This window comes from Seohaeicola zhoushanensis (assembly GCF_014656415.1).
Taxonomy (GTDB): Bacteria; Pseudomonadota; Alphaproteobacteria; order Rhodobacterales; family Rhodobacteraceae; genus Seohaeicola_A; species Seohaeicola_A zhoushanensis.
The window spans coordinates 38,638-61,076 of the sequence record NZ_BNCJ01000007.1 but is presented as its reverse complement, the minus strand read 5'-3'; the positions used below and the strand labels follow the sequence as shown (position 1 = coordinate 61,076).

Here is a 22,439-nt window from a genome sequence, read left to right as displayed (position 1 = left end):
ACTTTCCTTTCGGGGGACGTATATGCTTTGCTGAAGCGGTCACAACGAGTGTATCGCGCCGGAAGGAAATGGCAAAAGCTATGAACGGACAAAATGCCGTTACCCCGTCCGCAGAAGGCATTGCCGCAGCGGTGCGCAAGACGAAGTCGCGCGGATTGCCGCCTGTGCACCTGTGGAACCCCGATTTCTGCGGCGACCTCGACATGCGGATCGCGCGGGACGGGACCTGGTTCTATCTCGGCACGCCGATCGGGCGGCCGGAACTGGTGCGGCTGTTCTCGACCATCCTGAAGAAGGAGGAGGGGAAGTATTACCTTGTCACCCCGGTCGAGAAGGTCGGCATCACGGTGGATGACGCGCCCTTCGTGGCGGTGGATTTCGAGCGTGAGGGCAGCGGGCGGGAGCAGGTGCTGACCTTCACCACCAATGTCGGCGACACGGCGGTAGCGGGGCCCGATCATCCGATCCGGGTGGAGCGCGACGCCGAGACGGGCGAGCCCTCGCCCTATGTGCTGGTGCGCGCCGAGCTCGAGGCGCTGATCGACCGCAAGAGCTTTTACCGGCTGGTCGAGATCGGCGCCCATCACGAGGGCTGGTTCGGGCTGTGGTCGTCGGGGGCGTTCTTCCCGGTCATCCCCTCGTCGGAGATGGAGGCATGAGCGGCCGCGGCAGATCGGGGGCGCTGCCCCCGCCGCCCGTGCCGGGCGGCCCCCCCGGAGGTATTTGTGAAGAAGAGAAGCAGGGGGCGCGCGCGGTTGATCTTTCCGGGGGTTTATGCTTGTTAGCGCTAACTATTGCCCCCAGGCAGCGGAGAGCGACCCGATGACCCTGAACGCCACGCTGGAACGTGTCACCGAGCGGATCGTCGCGCGCAGCGAGGCGACCCGCCAGCCCTATCTCGCGCGGATGCGCGGCGCGGCCTCGAAGGGGCCGGCGCGGGGGCACCTGGCCTGCAGTGGGCAGGCCCATGCCTTTGCCGCCGCCGGGCAGGACCAGCAGGCGCTGGCCAGCGGCACGGCGGGCAACCTTGGCATCGTCACCGCCTATAACGACATGCTCTCGGCGCATCAGCCCTTCGAGCGGTTTCCCGAGCTGATCCGCGCCGCCGCGCGCGCGGTCGGGGGCACCGCGCAGGTGGCGGGCGGGGTGCCGGCGATGTGCGACGGGGTCACCCAGGGTGAGGCGGGGATGGAGCTGAGCCTGTTCTCGCGCGATACCATCGCGCTGGCGGCGGGCATCGCGCTGTCGCACAACACCTTCGACGCGGCGGTCTTCCTCGGGGTCTGCGACAAGATCGTGCCGGGCCTGGTGATCGCGGCGCAGGCCTTCGGGCACCTGCCGATCGTCTTCCTGCCGGCCGGGCCGATGACGAGCGGCATCTCGAACGACGAGAAGGCCAAGGTGCGCCAGCAGTTCGCCGCCGGCGAGGTGGGGCGCGAGGCGCTGATGGCGGCCGAGATGGCGGCCTATCACGGCCCAGGCACCTGCACCTTCTACGGCACCGCCAATACCAACCAGATGCTGATGGAGTTCATGGGCCTGCACCTACCGGGCGCGAGCTTCGTCAATCCGAACACGCCGCTGCGCGATGCGCTGACCGCCGAGGGGGCGCGCCGGGCGCTGTCGCTTTCGGCGCTGGGCAACGAGTATCTGCCGGCCTGCGAGGTGCTGGACGAGCGCGCCTTCGTCAACGGCATCGTGGGGCTGAACGCCACGGGCGGATCGACCAACCTGCTGATCCACCTCGTCGCCATGGCGCGGGCCGGGGGGATCATCCTCGACTGGCAGGATTTCTCGGAGCTCTCGGACATCACGCCGCTGATGGCGCGGGTCTATCCCAACGGCCTTGCCGACGTGAACCATTTCCATGCCGCTGGCGGCCTTGGCTACATGATCGGCGAATTGCTGAAGGCGGGGCTGCTGCATCCCGATACCCGCACCGTGGCCGGCGAGGGGCTGGAGCATTACACCGCCGAGCCGAAACTGGTGGACGGGGTGCTGGAATGGCGCCCCGGCGCGGGGGCGAGCCTGAACGACAGGATCCTACGGCCCGCGTCCGATCCGTTCCAGCCGACCGGGGGCCTGAAGCGGCTGAGCGGTACCCTTGGCACCGCGGTGATGAAGGTTTCGGCCGTCGCGCCCGAGCATCACGTGATCGAGGCCCCGGTGCGGGTGTTCCACGACCAGGAGGAGGTCAAGGCGGCGTTCAAGGCCGGTGAATTCAGCGGCGATGTGATCGTCGTGGTGCGTTTCCAGGGGCCGAAGGCCAACGGGATGCCCGAGCTGCACAGCCTGACGCCGATCCTCTCGGTGCTGCAGGGGCGCGGCCAGAAGGTGGCGCTGGTCACCGATGGCCGGATGTCGGGTGCCTCGGGCAAGGTGCCGGCGGCGATCCACGTCTGCCCCGAGGCGCTGGAGGGCGGGGCCATCGCGCGCCTCGCCGACGGCGACCTTCTGCGCATCGACGCGGAGGCCGGCAGTCTCGAGATCCTGACCCCCGGCGTGCTGGAGCGCGCGCCGGCCGTCGCCGACCTCTCCGCCAACGAGGCCGGGGTCGGACGCGAGCTTTTCGCCACCTTCCGCCGGGCCGTCGGATCGGCCGACACCGGCGCCACCATCTTCGGAGCCTGACCCATGACCCTGACCGCCAAGGAAGCCAGCCGCCGCACCCGCGAGATCTGCGCGCTGGCCCCGATCGTGCCGGTGCTGGTGATTGCCGACCTTGCCCATGCCCGGCCGATGGCCGAGGCGCTGGTCGCCGGCGGCCTGCCGGCGCTGGAGGTGACGCTACGGACGCCGGTGGCGCTCGACGTGATCCGCGCCATGGCCGAAGTGCCGGGCGGCGTGGTGGGGGCGGGTACGCTGGTGACGCCCGAGGACGTGAAGGCGGCGGTGGCGGCGGGGGCGAAGTTCGGCGTCTCGCCGGGGGCCACCGACGAGCTGCTGGCGGCCTGCGAGGCCGAGGGCCTGCCGCTGCTGCCCGGCGCGGCGACGGCGACCGAGGCGATGCGGCTGCTGGCGCGCGGCTATGACATGATGAAGTTCTTCCCCGCCGAGGCCTCGGGCGGGGCGCCGGCGCTGAAGGCGATCGGCGCGCCGCTGCCGCAGATCACCTTCTGCCCGACCGGCGGGGTGACGCCGGAGAACGCGCGTTCCTACCTCAGTCTTGCGAACGTCGCCTGCGCCGGCGGCAGCTGGGTCGCCCCGGCGGCGCTGGCGGCCAAGGGCGACTGGGCCGGGATCGAGGAACTGGCCCGCGCGGCGAGCCAGTTGCCGCGCGGCTGAGGGGAGCCGGAATTCCGGGGGAATTCCGGACGTTTTCCTTGCAGGAAAACGGCGCGGCGCCAGGTCAGTGTAGATATGTTCGGAGACGTCGATGCTGAAATTCGCCGCGAATCTGTCCCTTCTCTTCACCGAGCTGCCCTATCTCGACCGCTTCGACGCCGCCGCCGCGGCGGGTTTCACCGGGGCCGAGATCCTGTTTCCCTATGACATCGCCGCCGTCGAGACGCGCCGCGCCCTGCAGCAGAACGGGTTGGACTTCGTGCTGATGAACGCGCCGCCGCCGAACTATACCGGCGGCGCGCCGGGCTATGCCGCCGTACCCGGCGGCGAAGACCGCTTCCGCCACGACATGCGCCGGGTGCTGCGCTATGCCGAGGTTCTGGGGCCGGGGCTGATCCACGTGATGGCGGGCTATACCAGGGAGGCGGCGGCCTTCGACACCTTCGTCGCCAACCTGCGCTGGCTGGCCGAGACGGCGCCCGCCCAGCGGTTCACCATCGAGCCGCTGAACCCCGGCGACCAGCCCGGCTATTTCCTCGACGGCTACCCGCTGGCGGCGCGGGTGCTGGATGCGGTCGATCGGGCCAACGTCGGGCTGCAATACGACTGCTACCACGCGCAGGTGATCCACGGCGACGCGCTGGCGGTCTGGCGCGAGTTTGGCGCGCGGGCGGTGCATGTCCAGATCGGCGATGCGCCGGGGCGGACGGAGCCGGGACGCGGGACGGTGGATTTCGCAGGGCTGTTCGCGGCGCTGGAGGGCGCCGGCTATGACGGCTGGGTCAGCGCGGAATACAGGCCGACGACGAAGCGGACGGAGGCGAGCCTGAACTGGCTGCCGCGCGCGGGGTGAGAGGGAAGGGGAGGGGGCGCTGCCCCCTCTTGGCCTGCGGCCAATTCACCCCCGGAGATATTTGGAAAGAAGAGAAATCAGGGGCGCGGCGCAGGTCCTGGGGGTCAATGAGCCTCGGCCCAGTTGGCGCCGACGCCGGCGTCGACCGTGAGCGGCACGGCGAGGTGAACCGCCGGGGAGGCGGCGCCTTCCATGACCTCGCGGGCGCGGGCGATGGTGGCCTCGGTGGCGGTTTCCTCGACTTCGAAGAGCAGTTCGTCGTGGACCTGCAGCAGCATCTTCGCCGGAAGATCCGCGATGGCGGGCTCCATCCGCACCATGGCGCGGCGGATCACGTCGGCGGCGGTGCCCTGGATCGGCGCATTGATCGCGGCGCGGCGGGCGAAGCCGGCGTGGGGGCCCTTGGCGTTGATCTCGGGGGTGTGGATCTTGCGACCGAACAGGGTCTGGACGAAGCCATGCTCCTTGGCGAAGTCCACGGTCTGGTCCATGTAGCTGCGGATGCCGGGGAAGCGTTCGAAGTAGCGGTCGATGAAGCCCTGCGCCTCGGCCCTGGGAATGCGCAGGTTGCGGGCGAGGCCGAAGCCCGAGATGCCGTAGATCACTCCGAAGTTGATCGCCTTGGCGCGGCGGCGGATATCCGGCGTCATCTCGTCGAGCGGGACGTTGAACATTTCCGACGCGGTCAGCGCGTGGATGTCGATGCCATCGGCGAAGGCCTGCTTGAGCTGCGGGATATCGGCGATATGGGCGAGGATGCGGAGTTCGATCTGGGAGTAGTCGAGGCTCACCAGCTTCTTGCCCGGCTCGGCGACAAAGGCCTCGCGGATCCGGCGGCCTTCTTCGGTACGCACCGGGATGTTCTGCAGGTTCGGGTCGGTCGAGGCCAGCCGCCCGGTGTTCGCGCCGGCGATGGAATAGGAGGTATGCACCCGTCCGGTCTCGGCGTTGATATGGTCCTGCAGCGCGTCGGTATAGGTCGACTTCAGCTTCTGCAGCTGGCGGTAGTCGAGCACGCGGGCCGGGAAGTCGTGTTCGGTGGCGAGGTCTTCCAGCACGTCCGAGGTGGTCTGCCACTGGCCGGTCTTGGTCTTCTTGCCGCCGGGCAATGACATCTTGTCGAACAGGATCTCGCCGACCTTGGCTGCCGACTGGACGTTGAAGCTCTCGCCCGCCAGCTCGTGCAACTCGGCCTCGAGCCCGGCCATCTTCTGGGCGAAGGCGTTGGACATGCGCGAGAGCGTGTCGCGGTCGACGCGGATGCCCGACATCTCCATCCGCCCCAGCACCGGCACCAGCGGGCGTTCCAGCGTCTCGTAGACGGTGGTGACGCGGGCGACGTGCAGGCGCGGCTTGAAGACCTGCCAGAGCCGCAGGGTGATGTCGGCATCCTCGGCGGCGTAGCGGGTAGCGTCGTCGATCTTGACCCGGTCGAAGGTTATCGCCGACTTGCCCGAGCCGAGCAGCGGCTTGATCGGGATCGGGATATGGCCGAGGTAGGTCTCGCTCAGCAGGTCCATGCCGTGGTTGTGCAGACCGCCGTGCAGGGCGTAGCTCATCAGCATGGTGTCGTCGATCGGCGCGACCTCGATGCCGTGGCGGGCCAGGATCTTGGCGTCGTATTTCATGTTCTGGCCGATCTTGAGGATGGCGTCATCCTCGAGCACCGGCTTCAGGATCGCCAGCGCCTGGTCGAGCGGCATCTGGCCTTCGGCCAGGGTGTCCGAGCCGAAGAGGTCGCCGCTGGCGCCGTCGCGGTGGCCGACCGGGATGTAGCAGGCGTGGCCCGGCTCGACGCAGAGCGAGATGCCCACCAGCTCGGCCTTCATCTCGTCGAGCGAGGTGGTCTCGGTATCGACCGCCACGTAGCCGCGTTCGCGGATCTGCGAGACCCAGGTTTCCAGCGTCGCCGCATCGCGGACGCAGTCGTATCGCGCCTTGTCGAAGTCCGGGGCTTCCGGCGCGGCTGGGGCCTCGGCCGCCGCCTCGGCGGGCTTCTCGGGGATCGCCGGGGTTTCAACGCCCAGCTTGTCGGCGACCCGCTTGGTGAGGGTGCGGAACTCCATCTCGGCGAGGAAGGTCATCAGCGCCTCGGGGTCGGGGTCGCGCACTTCGAGGTCGTCGAGAGTGAAGTCGAGCGGGGTGTTGCAGTCGAGCTGGACCAGCTTCTTGGACAGTTCGATCTGGGCGCGCTTCTCGGTCAGCACCTCGCGCCGCTTGGGCTGCTTGATCTCGCCGGCGCGGTCGAGCAGCTCTTCGAGCGAGCCGTATTCGTTGATGAGCAGCGCGGCGGTCTTGATGCCGATGCCGGGCGCGCCGGGTACGTTGTCGACCGCGTCGCCGGCCAGGGCCTGCACGTCGACCACATGCTCGGGGAAGACGCCGAATTTCTCGAAGACGCCGTCGCGGTCGATGACCTTGCTCTTCATCGCGTCATACATCACCACGCCGTCGCCGACGAGCTGCATCAGGTCCTTGTCCGAGCTGATGATGGTCACCCGGCCGCCGGCGTCGCGGGCCTGGCAGGAGAGGGTGGCGATGATGTCGTCGGCCTCGTAGCCTTCCAGCTCCTTGCAGGCGATGTTGAAGGCGAGGGTGGCCTCGCGGGTCAGCGGGATCTGCGGGCGCAGGTCCTCGGGCATCGCCTCGCGGTTGGCCTTGTAGAGGTCGTACATGTCGTTGCGGAAGGTGTGGCTGCCCTTGTCGAAGACCACGGCGACATGGGTGGGGGCGTCGGGGCCGGTGTTGTCCTCGACCATCTTGAAGATCATGTTGCAGAAGCCTGCGACCGCGCCGATGGGCAGGCCGTCGGACTTGCGTGTCAGCGGCGGCAGCGCGTGGAAGGCGCGGAAGATGAAGGCCGAGCCGTCGATCAGGTGCAGGTGGCAGCCCTTGCCGAAGGTTGTGGTCGCCATGATGCCCTCTTTCGCCTGTATCGCCGGCCCCCTGTATCCCGCATCGGGGAGGGGGCTGCAATGGCCGAGAGAGGGCGGAATTCACCCGCCCCCTGGACTGTCCCAGCTGGGACGGGGGGTCATGTTGTTGATTTTGCTGTGATTCCGTCGGGAGTGGTTTTCGCGGACGAATTTGGGGCCTTGGCTGCGCCCGGAGCCGCTGCGTTCCGGTCCCGCCGGATCAGGCCGCGGCCGCGTGGTCCTTGTGGACGAACTTGCAGTCGCAATAGGGGCATTCGACCTCGCCGGTCTCGTGCGACAGGCTGAGCCAGACGCGGGGATGGCCCAGCGCGCCGTCGCCGCCGTCACAGGCGACGCGATAGCTGTCCACGACCTTGGTTTCCGGCGCTTCGATGCTCATTGCGGGTCACGTCCTTCATGCCGACCGGTTTCGCCCGCGTTTATGCGCAATTGGCCCCGCGGGGGCAAGAGGGGGGATGCCTCAGCCGCGCTCGACCCTCGCCTGGTAGCAGTTGTTGCGCGCCGAGCGGACGTGGACATAGGCGATGTCCTCGCGCGCGAGGATGGTTTCGGCGGCGGTGGGGATCTGTTCGGTGGGCACGATCCGGCCGGTGCCGTAGACGATGCGGTCTTCGGCATTGTAGCCCTTGATGAGGTATTCGGGCGAGGCCAGCGCGGCGGGAATCTCCGTGCCGCCGCCCCGTTCGCAGGGATCGGCGCAGAGGAAGATCGGGCCGGTCTCGGCATAGGGCTGCAAGGCCGGGAAGGGGCGGTGGGCGAGGATCAGCATACCGGCGCCCTTGGGGATCTGTTGCAGGCAATGGCGGCAGGGGTTTCCGGCGCCGTCGGAGATGGTGCGTTCGGGGGCATGGCCATAGGCATCGGGGGCGCCGGATTGCAGGGCGCGTACTTCGGCGGTGGGCAGGGCGGTGAAGCGGATCATGGCGGGTCTCCTTTTGCATCGTGATGCCATTTGAGGGGGTGGTGGAGCGACCCGGATGTTGCGCAATGGGACCGGCGGCCCCCCACCCCCATCCCCTCCCCACGAGGGGGAGGGGAGGCGCCTTTGGACGTGGTAGGAACTTGCGCCACAGGGCGTGCAAGCCGGGCGAGCGCCGGCCCGTGGGGTGGCGCTGCTGCGGTTGTAGTCTGTGCTTTATCCCGGCCACGTCCGGAGGACCTCCGAGCGCAGTGAGCCGGTGCAAAAGCGCCAGCCCGCCGGGACGGGCCGGCGCTCGCCCGGCGCCTTCGGCTTGATTCCGGGCGGTGCGGTGGGGCTACTTCGGCTCGCGTAGCCAGCCGTCGGCGAACGCCACACGGGAGACGCCGGCGAGGCGGCAGAGGCGGGCGAGTTCGGACTCGAGCCGGGCCTGGCGGCCGGCGCCCCAGGCGACGCCGCGTTCGGGCCAGAGGGCGGTGACGCGCAGCACGTCCTGATCGCGCTGGGCCTTCATGTCGATGCGGCCGACCAGGCGGTCGCCTTCGAGCAGGGGGAAGACGTAGTAGCCGTATTGCCGTTTCGCCTCGGGCACGAAGATCTCGATCCGGTAGCGGAAGCCGAAGAGGCGTTCAGCGCGGTTGCGGTCGCGCAGGGCCGGGTCGAAGGGGCTGAGCACGCGCAGGCGCTGGGTGACGGCGGGGATTTCGAATTCGGTGGTGCCGGGGCGGGCGAAGGCGATGCGCTCGGTGCCGTCGGCGCCCTCGATGCGGATCGGTTCGAGGCGACCGGCGGCGCATTCCGCCGCGCACCAGTCCTTGGCCTCCTGCGGGGTGACGGTGGCCCAGAAGGCGGCGATCTCGCCCGAGGTGGCGAAACCCAGTCGGTCGAGCGCGGCGGTGCAGCACCAGTCGATGGTTTCGGCCGGGTCGGGGCGGGTCTCGCGCAGGGTCTCCTCGATCACCCGCTCGGTCAGGTCATAGCGCTTGCGGAAGGCATCGCGGCCCACCACGGTCAGCGCGCCGGTGTGCCAGAGGTATTCGAGCGCGGCCTTGGAGGGGTGCCAGTCCCACCAGCCCGAGCCGCCCTTCTTCTCGTCGCCGCCAACTTCGGCCGCAGAGACCGGGCCGTTGTCGCGGATATGGGTCAGAACCGGTTCGAAGTGGTCGTGGAAGGCCTCGCCCTGCCAGTTCTTCCAGCGGTCCTTGAGCGTCCCGGCGTTGCGGGCGAAGCGGATCTGCCAGTGCGGGTAGAAGGCGCGCGGGATCACCGAGGCGTCATGGGTCCAGTGCTCGAAGAGCTGGCCCTTGGCATAGTGCCTTGTCAGGTTGTCGGAGCGGTAGGCGGGGCGGCGGGCGAAGAGGATCAGGTCATGCGCCCGCGCCACGGTATTGACGCTGTCGAGCTGGACGAAGCCGAGGCGTTCGATCAGCGCCTGCAGGTCGTCGCCCTTGCCGGGGCCCGAGGGGCTTTCGGCCAGCGCGTGGCGGTCGAGGAAGAGCGCGCGGGCGGCGCGGTTGTCGAGCCGGGGCGGGGACACCTAGCGCCGCTTCAGCGTATCGCCGTAGCTGATCTTGGGGACCAGCGTGACCTGGCTCTCGATCTCGACCGGCGGCTCGGCGAGGCGGGCGGCGATGATCTCGGCGGCCTTGCGCCCGATCTCGAGCCGGCAGGCGTCCATGGTGGCAAGCTGGCGGGGTAGGCCCTGGAGCAGTTCCACTCCGTTGAAGCCGGCAAGACCGATCTGGCCGGGCACGTCGATGCCCTTGTCGAGCAGGTAGAGCAGCCCGCCGGCCCCGATCATGTCGTTGGAATAGTAGAGAAAATCGAGCTCGGGCGAGCGTTCGAGCATGGCCTGGGTCATCTCGCGGCCCTTGGCGAGCGCCGAGCCGCCGGAATAGAATTCGCGGTCCTCGATCTCGATGCCGTTCTTGGCGAGGAACTCGGTGAAGCCCTCGAACCGCTTGCGGGCGCGGTGGTCGAGCGGCATCTTGGTGCCCATGAAGCCGATGCGGCGGTAGCCCGCCTTGAGGATCGCAGCCGCCATCTCGCGCCCCGCGCGGCGGTGCGAGATGCCGACCATGGCGTCGACCGGCTTGCCGTCGGTGTCCATGATCTCGACCACCGGGATGCCCGCGGCCTCGAGCATGGCGCGGGAGGCCTCGGAGTGTTCGAGCCCGGCAATGATCACGCCGGAGGGCCGCCAGGAGAGCATCTCGTAGAGGACGCGTTCCTCCTTCTCGGGCAGGTAGTCGGTGACGCCGACCACCGGCTGCAGCTCGGTGTCTTCCAGCACCTGGTTGATGCCGGTCAGGACCTCGGGGAAGACCATGTTCGATAGCGAGGGGATGATGACGGCGACCAGGTTCACCCGGTTCGAGGCCAGCGCGCCGGCGATCTTGTTGGGGACGTAGCCCAGCTCCTTGGCGGCGGCGAGCACCTTCTCGCGCGTGGCCTCGGAGACATCGCCCCGGTTGCGCAGGACGCGGCTGACGGTCATCTCGGAAACGCCAGAGGCCTCGGAAACATCCCTGAGTGTCAGCGGTCGTTTGGGTTCGTTGGCCACGTCAGGTCTTTCCGGTTGCCTTTTCCCGATGCTAGCGCAAACGCCGCGCGGGGTTCAACAACTGTTCACGAGGTGGCGCAAAACCGATGACAAGGCCCGCGAAGCCGGGTAAGAGCGGGTCGGCGGCCCCGTGGCTCAATTGGATAGAGCAGCCCCCTCCTAAGGGGCAGGTTACAGGTTCAAATCCTGTCGGGGTCACCATTTTCCTAGTCGTGGATCGAAGGAACGGGCGGTCATGTCCGTGCGCCTTGCCCTGCGCGCCGGTTCAGGCCCAGCCGAGCTGGGCCAGGGAATGGCCGTCGTTCCAGATCTTGGTCATGTGGCGGATCTTTCCGTCCTCGAATTCCATCGAATAGACGTAGTCCGCCGCGAGCGACTTGCCGGTGGGGGGCAGTGGGCCGCCCTCGCCGGTGTGCGTGCCGCGGAAGATGCCGTAGGCGAGAACGGTGTTGCGCCCCTCGTCGGCGGCGAAGCCCTTGAGATCGTAGCGGCCATCCGGGATCGGGGTGAACAGGCCCTTCATCCAGTCGGTATAGCCCTCGAGCGTCACCGTATCGGCCAGCGCGCCGGACTGGCAGGCGAAGCTGGCGTCGTCGGTGCACCAGGTCTTGCAGGTGTCCCATCCCTTGCCCGCCTCGCAGGCTTCGAAGAAGTTCCTTGCGGTTTCGGTAATCGACATGTCGGTGGCCTCCCCCATTCCCCTCCCGTGCAACGGGAGCCGGGTGTGGGCATTCTACAACGAATATTTTAAAATTTCAATTTTAGAAAAATCGGGCCGGCCATCCGAGGCGAGTCAATTCAGGACGGCCTGGCGGATGATGTCGTGGAGCCTTGGGATGGCGTCCTTTTTCGACGGATGGCGGCCATAGAGGACCAGGCCGTGGACGCTGCACATGATGTAGCTCGCCAGGAGTTTCGGGTCCTTGGAGGCGGGCAACTCGCCCGCGGCCTGGGCGCCGCGCAGGGCCTGTTCGAGGTGCGATTCCATCGCCGCGCAGAAGTCGTCGATCATCGCGGCGGCCTCGTCGCTGATCGCATGTTTCTGGGCCAGGTGGTTCATCATCAGGCAGCCCTTGTATTCCTCGCGCGCGGCTCCGCGCACCACGTTGTCGAGGAAGTCGAGGACGCCCTTGAGGTTCGGTTCACGCGACAGCATCTCGAATCGGGGAGACATGACCTGACCGCGATAATGCGCCAGCGCGTTGGCGAAGAGGCCGTCCTTGTCGCCGAATTCCTTGTACATGCTGGCGGTGTTCATGCCGGTGGCCTGCGCCACCTCGCCGATCGAGGTGGCCTGGAAGCCGTTCTGCCAGAACAGGCGCATCGCCTTGTCGAGAACGTCCTGGCGGTCGTATGTGCGATTGCGTCCCATGCAGGGAATTTAGAATTTCCGTTTTAAAATTTCAATGAGGCGGCTGCCGGGGGAGTTGCCGATTCCGGCGCGATGCCGCAGGCTGCGGGGGCCGCGGCCCTGCGCGCGCCGGTACAAGGAGTGCCCCAATGACCACCCTGATCGAACCTGTCACCGCCTCGGTCGATCCCGAGTTCGACCGGCCCGCGCCCGAGAAGGTGATCTCGGGCAATCCGGTCTTCACCACCTGGAACGTCGAGGAGCGCGACGGGCTCTACTGCGGCATCTGGCAGTCGACGCCGGGGAAGTGGCGGATATCCTATGACGAATGGGAATACTGCCGCATCCTGATGGGCCATTCGATCATCACCGGCGAGGATGGCTCGGTGCTGGAGGTGCGGGCCGGCGACAGTTTCATCCTGCGCCCCGGTTTCCGGGGCACATGGGAGGTCGTGGAGTTCACCCGCAAGGACTATGTGATCCGGCTGTGAGACCAGATCACTCGGTGACGGTGCGCCGCTTCTTCTGCGGTTCCTCGATTACCACAACGTCGCCGCCCGCCGCCGCTTCGGCCTCGAGCTTCTTGCGGAACTTCTCGGCTTCGACCGCGGCATAGACCTCGTCGGCGTCGAGCATCACCGGCGGCAGTTCGACGCCGCGGTTGGCCATCTCTTCGCCTTCCAGGGCGATCGATTCCTCGTAGGAGCGGACGACGACCTGGGTGCCGAGGTCGGTGCGGTCGAAGAGGTGGATGATGTCCTGGTTGAACAGGCGGATGCAGCCGGCCGAATTGGCGTTGCCGATCGAGGTCACGTCATTGGTGCCGTGGATGCGGAAGTAGGTGTCCTTGCCGCCGCGATAGAGGTAGAGGGCGCGCGCGCCGAGCGGGCTGGCGACGCCGCCGGGGATGCCGCGGCGGAAGGGGCCGTATACCTCGGGTTCGGTGCGCAGCATGTTGGCGGTGGGGATCCAGCCGGGCCATTGTTCCTTGCGGTTGATGGTGCCCTTGCCGCGGAACGACTTTCCCTCGCGGCCGACGGCGACGGGGTAGCGCGTGGCCATGCCGCCCTCTTCGACATAGTAGAGGAACTTGGCATAGGGATCGACGACGATGGTGCCCGGCGATTCGGAGCCGTTGTAGGCAACTTCGCTGCGCCGGTTGGGTTCGGCGAGATACTGCGGGTCGACGGCGGGGATGGTGATGTCGCCATCATCGACGGCCGCGTAGGGACCGACATCAACCGGCGGCGCGGTCTGTTCGGTCGGGGCGCCACAGGCGGCCAGCACTCCAAGCACCGAGACGAGCAGGAGCGAGCGGAATGTCAGTGCGGGCATGTCTTGGTCCGTGTCCAGTTTGTGACATCTAACTAGCAGCTTATCCGTCCACGTCAAAACCCGGGCCGGAATTTCCGGCCCGGTGCGGGATTTTCATCCCACCACGTTGAAGGCGGGCCCGTAGGGATAGCCGGTGATGCCCTCGTTGCCCTCTTCGGTGATGAGCAGGATGTCATGTTCGCGGTAGCCGCCGGCGCCGGGCGATCCCTGGGGAATCGTCAGCATCGGCTCCATCGAGATGACCATGCCGGGCTGGAGCACGGTGTCGATGTCCTCGCGCAGTTCGAGGCCCGCCTCGCGGCCGTAGAAATGCGAGAGCACCCCGAAGGAATGGCCATAGCCGAAGGTGCGGTATTGCAGCAGGTCGCGCTCGGCCAGGAAGGCGTTGATCGCCAGAGTCACCTCGGCGCAGGAGGCGCCGGGTTTCAGCAGGCTCATGCCGTATTCATGGGCGGCGACATTGGCCTCCCAGATCTTCAGGCTGGCGGGGTCGACCTCTCCGACGAACATGGTGCGTTCCAGCGCGGTGTAATAGCCCGAGATCATCGGGAAGGTGTTGAGGCTGAGGATATCGCCGCGTTCGAGCCTGCGCCCCGTCACCGGGTTGTGCGCGCCGTCGGTGTTGAGGCCCGACTGGAACCAGACCCAGGTATCGCGGTATTCGGCGTCGGGGAAGCTCCTGGCGATCTCCAGTTCCATCGCGTCGCGGCCGGCCATGGCGACGTCGATCTCGCGCAGCCCCGCCTCCACCGCCTCGCGGATGGCATAGCCGCCGACATCGGCGACGCGGGCGCCCTCGCGGATCAGGGCGATTTCGGCCGGGGATTTCATCATGCGCTGGCGCATCGTCGCGGGGGCGAGGTCGACCATGGCGACGGGTGAGAGGAAGTCCTCCATCTTGTCGCGCTGCGTGAGCGTCAGGTGGTCGCCCTCGTAGCCGATCACGCCGTCCTCGCCGGTGACCGAGCGGATCGCGCGCCAGTAGTTGTCGCGCGCCCAGTCGGTATAGGTGATGTTGTCGGTATGGCAGCGCCGCCAGGGCTGGCCGGCGTCGATCCCGGCGGAGATGGTCACCGCCTCGGTCTCGGTCACCACCAGCGCGTAGGGTCGGCCGAAGGAGCAGTAGAGGAAGCCCGAGTAATAGGCGATGTTGTGCATCGAGGTGAGGACGGCGGCACCGGCGCCGGCGTCGTCCATCGAGGCGCGCAGCCCGGCAAGGCGGGCCTCGTATTCGGCGCCGCTGAAGGGCAGCTTTACCTTGTCGCCGTTGTGGAAGCGGTAGAATGCGGGACGTTCAGTCATATCAGACCCTCCGTTTGCATGGCGCGGAGGTGCTGCGGGCCTGTCCTGCCCTGGTCCTGCGCCATGAGAGAGTCCCGGCGTACAGGACGGGTGCGGGCGCATCGCAGGGATGTGGCGACGCCATCGCCGGTGCCCGCGCCAGTGATCTCACCGCGCGGGGGCGGCTGGCAAGGGAAATCTGACGGTGCAGGGGGGCGTCAGCGCAGCTTGCGCGCCTTGGCCTCGGCCAGCAGGCGGGCATAGAGCTGGTTTGCCTCGACCTGCGAGAGGCCGATCCCGCCGACGCGGTTCTGGCCGGTGGCGGCCTGGGCCGAGGCCGAGCCGGCAGTGCCGCCCGCGGCGACCGGGGTCATCACGTCGGTGCGGGTATAGGTGCGGTCGGGAACGGAGGTGGTCGGGAAATACCCGAACACCGGCGGCTTCACGGTAATCACGGGCTGATCCCCGGCGAGGGCCGGCGCGGCGGCGAGCAGGGCGCAGGTGATGGCAATGGCGCGTTTCATGGCAATATCCCTTGCGGTCAGTTCGAATTCCGGAACGGCCGGGAAAATGACGCCGCCAATAGCAGCCGCCGGCCGTCCACATTGTTGGTGATATCACCAACCCCTAAAGAAATCTGCAAGTTTCTCTCGCGTCCGGTCCAGAGGTTCAGCCCGGCTATGGCCTCGTCGCCATACCAGCCGAGGCTTAGGCCCCAGGCCTCGCCCAGGCCGATCCCGGCGCCGGCGAACCAGCCGGGGTCGGAACTGCGCGCCTTGACGCCACTGCCGTAGCCGGCGCTGAGCAGCACCGGGTAGGGGAACTCCGGCCCGCCGGGGCGGACGGCCGAGAGCGAGAGGCTCCACTCGGTATCCAGGCTGCGGGAGTCGCCCCAGGTGGCGATGTTGTCGACATCGAGGCCGACCGCGCCGCGCCATTGCGCACCAAAGGCCATTTCGCGGCTGAACTTGACGCCCAGCTTGCCGGATTCGCCGAAGTGATGGGGCGAGACCGAGGTGATGTCGAGCACCGGGGTGATGCCGATGCCGTTGACCGGGTCTCCCAGGCCGAAGCCGATGGCGAAGGAGGCGTCCCAGTCGTTGGGCCAGATGCGGTCGCGCTTGTTGGTGGCGGCGGCGGAGACGAACCAGACCCCGCGCGGCGCGCCGAAGCCGGTGGGGATGCCGAAGAGCGAGACCCGCCGCGCCACCGGTGCGCGGCCCTGTTCGAGGCGTTCCAGCAGGTCGAGCAGCTCGGCGTCCGAGAGGGTGGCCGGGTCGATGCTCTGCGCCTCGGGCAGGGGGATCTGGCGGATGCCCTGGGCGGCGGCGGGCAGCGGCAGCAGGGCGGCGCAGAGGGCCAACAGGCGGGCGGTTCGCATCTCAGCTGCCGGTGAGGGTGCGGGTCAGTTCCGAGTCGGGATCGGCCAGCGCGTCGATCACGTCGAAGTGATGCCGCTGGGGGACCACCACGTTTTCGGCGTTCCAGGCCTCGGCCAGCCAGCGGGCCTGGTCGAGGAAGGACGGGCGCTCGGCCGCGCCGACCCAGAGGGTGACGGGCACCGAGGGCGCGGGTTGCAGCACCGGGCTTTCGGCCTCGGCGGCGGCCTGGTCCATGGCGAAATGCGCGTTCATCGAGGTTCGCAGCAGCGGGCGCAGGTCGGAGAGCGGCGAGATCGGGACGATATGGGCAAGCCGCGCGGCGACTTCGGGCGGCAGCATCCCCGGCGCGGCCATGCGCGCGACGAGATGGCCGCCGGCGGAATGGCCGGTGAGCGAGATGGGGCCGTCGACCTCGGCGGCAACCGCCTGAACCGCCTGCGCAATCTGGGCGGTGATATCGGCGATCCGCACCGCGGGGCAGAGGTCGTAGGACGGCATCGCCACCGCCCAGCCGCGTCCCAGCGGCCCTTGGGCAAGATGCGACCAGACCGACTTGTCGAAGTTCAGCCAATAGCCGCCATGCACGAAGACGACCGCGCCGCGCGCCTCGCCCTCGGGCAGGAAGAGGTCGTAGCGGTGGCGCTCGCCCGACCCGTAGGACAGATCGAGCCGGGCGCGGCCTGCGGCCAGCATCCTGTCGCGGAAGGCGGCGGCCGCCTCGCGCCAGCGCACCGGATAGGCCTCTGCCCCCGCGATATACTTGCCGTTGGCATAGGCATCATCCAGATCCATGCGTCTTCTCTCCCTCGTCATTCTGGACAAACCCTGCCCCAAATGGTTTGCATCCGCGAGTGGATATTGCCGGAGGAGGCCAAGATGCTCGACGCGACAACCGATCTCAAATCGCTCCTGAAGGACCCGAGCCTGCTGGAGACCCGCGCCTATGTCGGCGGCAAGTGGGTGGACGGCGACAACGGCACCTTTGCCGTGACCAATCCGGCCCGCGGCGATGTCATCGCCGAGGTGGCCGACCTCAGCCGCGCCCAGGCCGCCGAGGCCATTGCCACCGCCTATGCCGCCCAGAAGGAATGGGCGAAATACACCGGCAAGGAACGCGCCAACATCCTGCGCAAGTGGTATGACCTGATGATGGAGAACGCCGAGGACCTCGGCACCATCCTGACCGCCGAGCAGGGCAAACCGAAGCCCGAGGCGGTGGGCGAGATCGGCTATGGCGCCTCCTTCGTGGAGTTCTTCGCCGAGGAGGCCAAGCGGGTCTATGGCGAGACCATCCCCGGCCACCAGCGCGACAAGCGGATCACGGTGATCAAGCAGCCGATCGGGGTGGCGGCCTCGATCACGCCCTGGAACTTCCCCAACGCGATGATCACCCGCAAGGCCGCGCCTGCGCTGGCCGCCGGCTGCGCCTTTGTCGCGCGGCCCGCCAAGGAGACGCCGCTCTCGGCCATCGTGCTGGGCGTGCTGGCCGAGCGCGCGGGCATTCCGGCAGGGGTGTTCAACGTGGTGCCCTCGTCGCGGTCCTCCGAGATCGGCAAGGAGTTCTGCGAGAACCCGAAGGTGCGCAAGCTGACCTTCACCGGCTCGACCGAGGTGGGGCGCATCCTGCTCAAGCAGGCGGCGGACCAGGTGCTGAAATGCTCGATGGAGCTGGGCGGCAACGCGCCCTTCATCGTCTTCGACGACGCCGACCTGGATGCGGCGGTCGAGGGCGCGATGATCTGCAAGTTCCGCAACAACGGCCAGACCTGCGTCTGCGCCAACCGGATCTACGTGCAGGCCGGGGTCTATGACGCCTTCTCGGAAAAGCTGGCGGCGGCGGTGAACAAGCTGAACGTCGGCGACGGTCTGACGGCGGGGGTGACGACCGGGCCGCTCATCAACGCGGATGCGGTGGAGAAGGTGAAGGAGCACCTCGACGACGTGGTAAGCCATGGCGGCAAGGTGCTGACCGGCGGCAAGCCGCACGCGCTGGGCGGCACCTTCTTCGAGCCGACCATCGTGACCGGGGTGACGCAGTCGATGAAGGTCGCGCAGGACGAGACCTTCGGCCCGCTGGCGCCGCTGTTCAAGTTCGACACGGTGGACGAGGTGATCGAGATGGCGAACGATACCATCTTCGGGCTGGCGTCGTACTTCTATGCCCGCGATCTCTCGCGTGTCTACAAGGTGGCCGAGGCGCTGGAATACGGGATGGTCGGGATCAACACCGGCATCATCTCGACCGAGGTGGCGCCCTTCGGCGGGGTCAAGCAGTCGGGCCTGGGGCGCGAGGGTTCGCACCACGGGATCGAGGAGTTCATGGAGCTGAAGTATCTCTGCATGAGCGTGTGATCCGGCCGCCCGGCGCGGTTCCAGGCGGGGTGGGTCGAGGCCCATCCTGCGGGGCGGGGGAAACCCCGCCCTTTTTCATTCTGGGGAGGGGGCAAGGGGGCACTGCCCCCTCTTGGCCCTTGGCCAATTCACCCCCGGAGATATTTGGAAAGAAGAGAAATCAGGGGCGTGGCGCGGGGCGGTCGGGCATGTGCAGGCGGATCAGCCGGGCGGGGCCGCCCTCTTCCGGGGTGAGGACGAAGAGCGAGGCGAAATCGGCCTGGCTGACCTCGACGGTACCGGCATGGCCGAGGCCTGCGAGGATCGAGGGAATCGTCTCGGCGTGGCCGACGATCAGCACCCGTTCGTCCTCGTGGTCGAAGCCCAGCAGGTCGACCAATCCGGCGATGTCGCGCCGGTCGACTTCCGTCTGCGCGGTGCCGAGTGCGGTTGCGATGATGGCGCCGGTCTCGCGGGTGCGCCGGGTATCGGAGGTGATGACCTGGCGGATACCGGCGCCTTGAAGCATCTCGGCCCAGGCCGCGGCGCGGAGCCGACCGGCCTCGGTCAGCGGGGGATCCTCGCCCGCCGCCTTCTCGGCGTGGCGGATGACGAAGACCGCTTCCTGTGCCGGGGCGGTGGTGGCGAGCAGCGCCAGGGCAGCCGCGAGGAGGATGGATCTCATTCCCGGCTGTCTCCTCTTGACGGTCGCGATGCGGTGCGGGGGGATGGTCGCCCCCCGCGGCGGATGCCTCAGCTCTCGTTGGCGCCGCGCAGGCTGCGGATCGCGCGGCGCACCGCGCGCCAGTCCTCGGCCTCGGCCCGCTTGCCGGCGGCATCGCACATGCGCTCGCGGCTGGCGGCCTCGGCCTCGGCGCGGTCGCCATGCGTGCGGTAGAGCGCGCGGGCATATTCGGCGGTCTGGATCACTTGCATCTGTCTCTCCCTTGGCTGGGCGGAGAGCGCGCTCTCCGCGTGGAGGGAGGTTCAGGATAGCGCAAAGGCGCGCGAAAATCACCCCCGCGCGCCGGGGCCGGCAGATCAGTGCCGGCGGAACGGGTCGATCGGCGTGGAGGGCAGCCCCAGCGCCTGTTCGATGAAGAGCGCCGTCTGCAGCAGTTTCGCCTCACCGCGCGGCGGTCCGATCAGCTGGATCGAGACCGGCAGCCCGGCCTTCGTGAAGCCCGCGGGCATCGCCAGCGCGGGCAGCAGCGTCGTCGTGGCGAGGAAGGAGAAGCGCAGCCAGTCCTCGTAGGTGCCGATCTCCTGCCCGTCGACGAAGCGGGGGTATTCCTGTTCCACCGGGGCAGGGGCGATGCCCACCACCGGGATCGCCAGCACGTCCCAGGTGGAGAGGAACTGGCGCATGATGTCGTAGAGCTGCGAGCGGCGCGCGGTGGCGGCGTAGATCTGCTCGACGGTCAGGTTCAGCCCGTAGGCGACGTTGTCGGCCAGGCGCGGGCCGAAGGTGGCGCGCACCTCTTCGGGCAGGCGGGCGATGACGGTGCCGTAATGCATCCCCCGGATGGCGAGATAGGTCTCGTTCAGGCCGGCGAGGTCGGGGCAGGCCTCCTCCACGGTGGCGCCGGCGGCGGCGACCTGGGCCATGGCGGCGCGCAGGGTCTCGCGGATCTCGGTCTCGACCGCGGCGAAACCGTCCTGGTCCTCGGAGAAGGCGATGCGGGGCGGGCGCGTGGCCTGTTCCACCGCCGTCTGGAAGGGCACCTCCGGCGCGTCGAGCGAGAGCGGCATCCGCGGGTCCCAGCCGGTCATGGCGTCGAGGAAGAGGGCGATGTCGCGCACGTCGCGGGCCATCGGGCCGTTCAGCCCCTCGGGCAGGAACTTGGCCCCGCCGGGGCCGCCGCCGCAGCGCCCCGGCGCCGGGCGCAGGCCGAGCACGCCGCAATGGGCGGCGGGGGTGCGCAGGCTGCCCATCAGGTCGGAGCCGTGGCTGAGCCAGACCTCGCCGGTCGCCAGCGAGACCGCCGCGCCGCCCGAGGAGCCGCCGGCGTTCATCCTTGTGTCCCAGGGGTTGCGGGTGGAGCCGAAGACGGCATTGGTGGAATTGCCTCCGGCGCCGAACTCGGGCGTGTTGGTCTTGCCGACGACGAGGCCACCGCGGGATTCCAGCAACTCGACCAGCGGGTCGCTCTCGGTGGGTACGAAATCGGCCAGGGCGAGGTTGCCCCAGGTCGAGCGCACCCCGGCGACGGCCTGCAGGTCCTTGATGCCGATGGGCAGGCCGGCGAGCCAGCCCGCCAGGGCGGCGTTCTCGGTGGCGAGGTTGCCGGCGCGGTCGCGGGCGCGGTCGAAGCAGGTGGTGACGATGGCGTTGACGTCGGGTTCGACCTGGGCGGTGCGGTCCTGCGCAGCGGCGATCGCCTCGGCGGGGGCAATCTCGCCCCTGCGCAGCAGGGAGACCACCTCGCGCGCGGGCAGGGCGCAGAGCTCGGGGCCGGTGTAGAGCCTGTGCGGGCGGGTCATTCGGTGCCGCAGAACAGGCCGTGCAACATGCCGATGACCTGCTTGGTCGGGCCTTCGGCGAGGGCGTAGTAGATTGTCTTGCCGTCGCGCCGCGCGGTCACCAGCCCCTCTTCGCGGAGCCGGGCGAGCATCTGGCTGACGGCGGCCTGGCGGATGTCGAGCAGGCCCTCGAGCGTGCCGACCGACTTCTCGCCGGTGCAGAGGTGGCACAGGATCATCAGCCGACCCTCATGGGCCAGCGTCTTGAGGTAGGCGGCGGCTTCGGCGGCGCGGGCCGCCATCTCGTCGGTCGAACCCGGCGGCAGGTCGTAGGTTGCTTCGGTCGTCAAAGCGCAACTCCGGTTCACAGAACCCGCGCATCATGTCCGACAGTTGTACCCCTGTCACCCCTCGGATGGCGGAGCACCGCCCTGGAAGGCATTGCCCTCGACATAATTGCAGGGTTCTTCCTGCATTTGCAGGTGCAACCCGGTTCCGCTGAAGGGATGGGCGCGGGCAAACGCCTCGTCGACGTCGATCCCGAGGCCCGGCGCGTCGGAGAGGCGGACGAATCCCTCCTCGACGCGAATCGAGCCGCGGATGAGCCGGTCGTGGAACGGGGTCTCGATGGTTTCGGCGATCAGCAGGTTCGGGATCGAGGCGGCGAGCTGCAGGTTGGCGGCCCATTCGACCGGGCCGGCATAGAGATGCGGGGCCATCTGCGCGTTGTAGACCTCGGCCATGGCGGCGACCTTCTTCATTTCCCAGATGCCGCCGGCGCGCCCGAGCGCCGGTTGCAGGATGCTGGCGGCGCCGGCGCGCAGCAGGGGGGCGAACTCGGCCTTGGTGGTGAGCCGCTCGCCGGTGGCGATGGGAATGCCGCAGGCCCGCGCCACCTGGGCCATGGCCTCGACATTGTCGGGCGGCACCGGTTCCTCGAACCAGAGCGGGCTGTAGGGTTCCAGCGCGCGGCCGAGCCGGATTGCGCCGGCGGTGGTGAACTGGCCGTGGGTGCCGAAGAGGATGTCGGCCCGGTCGCCCACCGCCTCGCGCACCCTGCGGCAGAACTCGACCGAGAGCGCGATGTCGGAGAGCGCCGGCATGTGGCCGCCGCGCAGGGTATAGGGGCCCGCGGGGTCGAACTTCACCGCGGTATAGCCCTGGCGTACCATCTCGGCGGCGCAGTCGGCGGCCATGTCGGGCGAGGTCCAGAACTCGGCGATCGGCTGGCCTTCCTGGGGGTAGAGGTAGGTGTAGCAGCGGATCTCGCGGTTCATCATCCCGCCGATCATGGCGTGCACCGGGCGGTCGCGGTCCTTGCCGACCATGTCCCAGCAGGCGATCTCGAGGCCCGAGAAGGCGCCCATCACGGTGAGGTCGGGGCGCTGGGTGAAGCCGGAGGAATAGGCGCGGCGGAACATCATCTCGATGTTCTCGGGGTTCTCGCCCGCCATGTGCCGCTCGAAGACGTCGCGGATCACGTGGGTCATCGCCTCGGGGCCGACCGAGGCGGCATAGACCTCGCCCCAGCCCACGACCCCGCTGTCCGAGGTCAGCTTGACCAGGACCCAGTAGCGCCCGCCCCAGCCGGGGGCGGGCGGCGAGGTGACGATGACGTCGAGATCGGCGAGTTTCATGGCGGGGCTCCCTGTCGCTTGGCGCCACCTTCGCGGCCCCCCGGCAGGCGCGCAAGGCGGCTTGCGACAAAGTTGGTCGCAGCCCGCCCCTGTCCCGGCGCCC

At 68.4% G+C, this 22,439-nt stretch carries 23 protein-coding genes and 1 tRNA gene; 7 read left to right on the top strand and 17 right to left on the bottom strand.

Annotated features, from left to right (window positions below; all coding sequences use genetic code 11):
- The first annotated feature begins 80 nt into the window (after positions 1-80).
- From IE266_RS13600 to IE266_RS13585, 4 genes are all read left to right on the top strand, one after another.
- Entirely contained in the window at positions 81-659 is a 579-nt protein-coding gene (locus IE266_RS13600) for a DUF1285 domain-containing protein (RefSeq protein WP_189680643.1), read from the top strand.
- Positions 660-822: 163 nt separating this feature from the next.
- A complete protein-coding gene (gene edd / locus IE266_RS13595) occupies positions 823-2,631 on the top strand; it encodes a phosphogluconate dehydratase (RefSeq protein ID WP_189680642.1) in 1,809 nt (602 codons plus the stop codon).
- Between the two features lie 3 nt (positions 2,632-2,634).
- Positions 2,635-3,285, top strand: coding sequence for a bifunctional 4-hydroxy-2-oxoglutarate aldolase/2-dehydro-3-deoxy-phosphogluconate aldolase (gene eda, locus IE266_RS13590; protein WP_189680641.1), 651 nt, complete (start codon positions 2,635-2,637; stop codon positions 3,283-3,285).
- 91 nt (positions 3,286-3,376) lie between these two features.
- A complete protein-coding gene (locus IE266_RS13585; protein ID WP_189680640.1) occupies positions 3,377-4,138 on the top strand; it encodes a hydroxypyruvate isomerase family protein in 762 nt (253 codons plus the stop codon).
- Positions 4,139-4,242: 104 nt separating this feature from the next.
- Here the strand turns inward: IE266_RS13585 and polA are convergent, their stop codons facing one another.
- The 5 genes from polA to IE266_RS13560 form a co-directional block, all read right to left on the bottom strand.
- A complete protein-coding gene (gene polA / locus IE266_RS13580) occupies positions 4,243-7,053 on the bottom strand; it encodes a DNA polymerase I (protein ID WP_189680639.1) in 2,811 nt (936 codons plus the stop codon).
- Positions 7,054-7,273: 220 nt separating this feature from the next.
- Positions 7,274-7,453, bottom strand: a complete 180-nt coding sequence (locus IE266_RS13575; RefSeq protein ID WP_189680638.1) for a zinc-finger domain-containing protein — start codon at positions 7,451-7,453, stop codon at positions 7,274-7,276.
- 81 nt (positions 7,454-7,534) lie between these two features.
- On the bottom strand, positions 7,535-7,996 hold the full coding sequence (locus IE266_RS13570) for a DUF1203 domain-containing protein (RefSeq protein WP_189680637.1): 462 nt from the start codon (positions 7,994-7,996) through the stop codon (positions 7,535-7,537).
- Positions 7,997-8,330: 334 nt separating this feature from the next.
- Positions 8,331-9,530, bottom strand: coding sequence for a winged helix-turn-helix domain-containing protein (locus IE266_RS13565; RefSeq protein ID WP_189680636.1), 1,200 nt, complete (start codon positions 9,528-9,530; stop codon positions 8,331-8,333).
- A complete protein-coding gene (locus IE266_RS13560) occupies positions 9,531-10,556 on the bottom strand; it encodes a LacI family DNA-binding transcriptional regulator (protein WP_189680635.1) in 1,026 nt (341 codons plus the stop codon). It lies immediately after the preceding gene.
- 124 nt (positions 10,557-10,680) lie between these two features.
- Here IE266_RS13560 and IE266_RS13555 point away from each other — a divergent pair.
- A tRNA-Arg gene (locus tag IE266_RS13555) sits at positions 10,681-10,757 on the top strand.
- A 64-nt stretch (positions 10,758-10,821) separates the two neighbouring features.
- On the opposite strand, the gene IE266_RS13550 is transcribed toward IE266_RS13555, so the two are convergent.
- Both IE266_RS13550 and IE266_RS13545 read right to left on the bottom strand, forming a co-directional pair.
- Positions 10,822-11,235 (bottom strand): ester cyclase, encoded by a 414-nt coding sequence (locus IE266_RS13550; protein WP_189680634.1) that lies wholly within the window; start codon positions 11,233-11,235, stop codon positions 10,822-10,824.
- Between the two features lie 114 nt (positions 11,236-11,349).
- Entirely contained in the window at positions 11,350-11,928 is a 579-nt protein-coding gene (locus tag IE266_RS13545; protein WP_189680633.1) for a TetR/AcrR family transcriptional regulator, read from the bottom strand.
- 128 nt (positions 11,929-12,056) lie between these two features.
- Here IE266_RS13545 and IE266_RS13540 point away from each other — a divergent pair, with 128 nt between their 5' ends.
- Entirely contained in the window at positions 12,057-12,398 is a 342-nt protein-coding gene (locus IE266_RS13540; RefSeq protein ID WP_189680632.1) for a cupin domain-containing protein, read from the top strand.
- Positions 12,399-12,405: 7 nt separating this feature from the next.
- Here IE266_RS13540 and IE266_RS13535 read toward each other — a convergent pair whose 3' ends face one another.
- From IE266_RS13535 to IE266_RS13515, 5 genes are all read right to left on the bottom strand, one after another.
- Positions 12,406-13,242 carry a L,D-transpeptidase gene (locus tag IE266_RS13535; RefSeq protein ID WP_189680631.1) on the bottom strand — a complete coding sequence of 279 codons (837 nt, stop codon included), beginning with the start codon at positions 13,240-13,242 and terminating at the stop codon, positions 12,406-12,408.
- A 93-nt stretch (positions 13,243-13,335) separates the two neighbouring features.
- Positions 13,336-14,544 carry an aminopeptidase P family protein gene (locus IE266_RS13530; protein WP_189680630.1) on the bottom strand — a complete coding sequence of 403 codons (1,209 nt, stop codon included), beginning with the start codon at positions 14,542-14,544 and terminating at the stop codon, positions 13,336-13,338.
- Positions 14,545-14,741: 197 nt separating this feature from the next.
- Complete coding sequence (locus tag IE266_RS13525; RefSeq protein ID WP_189680629.1) at positions 14,742-15,047, bottom strand: hypothetical protein; 306 nt, start codon at positions 15,045-15,047, stop codon at positions 14,742-14,744.
- Between the two features lie 17 nt (positions 15,048-15,064).
- The gene (locus IE266_RS13520; RefSeq protein ID WP_189680628.1) at positions 15,065-15,904 is read right to left on the bottom strand and encodes a hypothetical protein; all 840 of its coding nucleotides are present in this window, start codon (positions 15,902-15,904) and stop codon (positions 15,065-15,067) included.
- Position 15,905: 1 nt separating this feature from the next.
- Positions 15,906-16,697, bottom strand: a complete 792-nt coding sequence (locus IE266_RS13515; protein WP_189680627.1) for a hormone-sensitive lipase — start codon at positions 16,695-16,697, stop codon at positions 15,906-15,908.
- Between the two features lie 84 nt (positions 16,698-16,781).
- Here IE266_RS13515 and IE266_RS13510 point away from each other — a divergent pair, with 84 nt between their 5' ends.
- A complete protein-coding gene (locus IE266_RS13510) occupies positions 16,782-18,257 on the top strand; it encodes an NAD-dependent succinate-semialdehyde dehydrogenase (RefSeq protein WP_189680626.1) in 1,476 nt (491 codons plus the stop codon).
- 160 nt (positions 18,258-18,417) lie between these two features.
- Here IE266_RS13510 and IE266_RS13505 read toward each other — a convergent pair whose 3' ends face one another.
- The 5 genes from IE266_RS13505 to IE266_RS13485 form a co-directional block, all read right to left on the bottom strand.
- On the bottom strand, positions 18,418-18,921 hold the full coding sequence (locus IE266_RS13505; RefSeq protein WP_189680625.1) for a SixA phosphatase family protein: 504 nt from the start codon (positions 18,919-18,921) through the stop codon (positions 18,418-18,420).
- A gap of 68 nt (positions 18,922-18,989) precedes the next feature.
- Positions 18,990-19,172 (bottom strand): hypothetical protein, encoded by a 183-nt coding sequence (locus IE266_RS13500; protein ID WP_189680624.1) that lies wholly within the window; start codon positions 19,170-19,172, stop codon positions 18,990-18,992.
- 105 nt (positions 19,173-19,277) lie between these two features.
- Positions 19,278-20,720, bottom strand: a complete 1,443-nt coding sequence (locus IE266_RS13495) for an amidase (RefSeq protein ID WP_189680623.1) — start codon at positions 20,718-20,720, stop codon at positions 19,278-19,280.
- Positions 20,717-21,001 (bottom strand): ArsR/SmtB family transcription factor, encoded by a 285-nt coding sequence (locus IE266_RS13490; protein ID WP_189680766.1) that lies wholly within the window; start codon positions 20,999-21,001, stop codon positions 20,717-20,719. Before IE266_RS13490 ends, IE266_RS13495 begins: the two co-directional genes overlap by 4 nt.
- Positions 21,002-21,103: 102 nt before the next feature.
- Complete coding sequence (locus tag IE266_RS13485) at positions 21,104-22,336, bottom strand: mandelate racemase/muconate lactonizing enzyme family protein (protein WP_189680622.1); 1,233 nt, start codon at positions 22,334-22,336, stop codon at positions 21,104-21,106.
- Between the last annotated feature and the right edge of the window lie 103 nt (positions 22,337-22,439).

Coding starts and splice junctions, on each gene's coding strand:
- edd (WP_189680642.1), top strand. CDS start 823: ATGACCCTGAACGCCACGCTGGAACGTGTCACCGAGCGGATCGTCGCG.
- IE266_RS13525 (WP_189680629.1), bottom strand. CDS start 15,047: ATGAAACGCGCCATTGCCATCACCTGCGCCCTGCTCGCCGCCGCGCCG.
- IE266_RS13540 (WP_189680632.1), top strand. CDS start 12,057: ATGACCACCCTGATCGAACCTGTCACCGCCTCGGTCGATCCCGAGTTC.
- IE266_RS13520 (WP_189680628.1), bottom strand. CDS start 15,904: ATGCGAACCGCCCGCCTGTTGGCCCTCTGCGCCGCCCTGCTGCCGCTG.
- IE266_RS13495 (WP_189680623.1), bottom strand. CDS start 20,720: ATGACCCGCCCGCACAGGCTCTACACCGGCCCCGAGCTCTGCGCCCTG.
- IE266_RS13510 (WP_189680626.1), top strand. CDS start 16,782: ATGCTCGACGCGACAACCGATCTCAAATCGCTCCTGAAGGACCCGAGC.
- IE266_RS13530 (WP_189680630.1), bottom strand. CDS start 14,544: ATGACTGAACGTCCCGCATTCTACCGCTTCCACAACGGCGACAAGGTA.
- IE266_RS13585 (WP_189680640.1), top strand. CDS start 3,377: ATGCTGAAATTCGCCGCGAATCTGTCCCTTCTCTTCACCGAGCTGCCC.
- IE266_RS13600 (WP_189680643.1), top strand. CDS start 81: ATGAACGGACAAAATGCCGTTACCCCGTCCGCAGAAGGCATTGCCGCA.
- IE266_RS13545 (WP_189680633.1), bottom strand. CDS start 11,928: ATGGGACGCAATCGCACATACGACCGCCAGGACGTTCTCGACAAGGCG.
- IE266_RS13575 (WP_189680638.1), bottom strand. CDS start 7,453: ATGAGCATCGAAGCGCCGGAAACCAAGGTCGTGGACAGCTATCGCGTC.
- IE266_RS13500 (WP_189680624.1), bottom strand. CDS start 19,172: ATGCAAGTGATCCAGACCGCCGAATATGCCCGCGCGCTCTACCGCACG.
- IE266_RS13490 (WP_189680766.1), bottom strand. CDS start 21,001: ATGGCGGCCCGCGCCGCCGAAGCCGCCGCCTACCTCAAGACGCTGGCC.
- IE266_RS13505 (WP_189680625.1), bottom strand. CDS start 18,921: ATGAGATCCATCCTCCTCGCGGCTGCCCTGGCGCTGCTCGCCACCACC.
- IE266_RS13535 (WP_189680631.1), bottom strand. CDS start 13,242: ATGCCCGCACTGACATTCCGCTCGCTCCTGCTCGTCTCGGTGCTTGGA.
- IE266_RS13570 (WP_189680637.1), bottom strand. CDS start 7,996: ATGATCCGCTTCACCGCCCTGCCCACCGCCGAAGTACGCGCCCTGCAA.
- polA (WP_189680639.1), bottom strand. CDS start 7,053: ATGGCGACCACAACCTTCGGCAAGGGCTGCCACCTGCACCTGATCGAC.
- IE266_RS13485 (WP_189680622.1), bottom strand. CDS start 22,336: ATGAAACTCGCCGATCTCGACGTCATCGTCACCTCGCCGCCCGCCCCC.
- IE266_RS13550 (WP_189680634.1), bottom strand. CDS start 11,235: ATGTCGATTACCGAAACCGCAAGGAACTTCTTCGAAGCCTGCGAGGCG.
- eda (WP_189680641.1), top strand. CDS start 2,635: ATGACCCTGACCGCCAAGGAAGCCAGCCGCCGCACCCGCGAGATCTGC.
- IE266_RS13515 (WP_189680627.1), bottom strand. CDS start 16,697: ATGGATCTGGATGATGCCTATGCCAACGGCAAGTATATCGCGGGGGCA.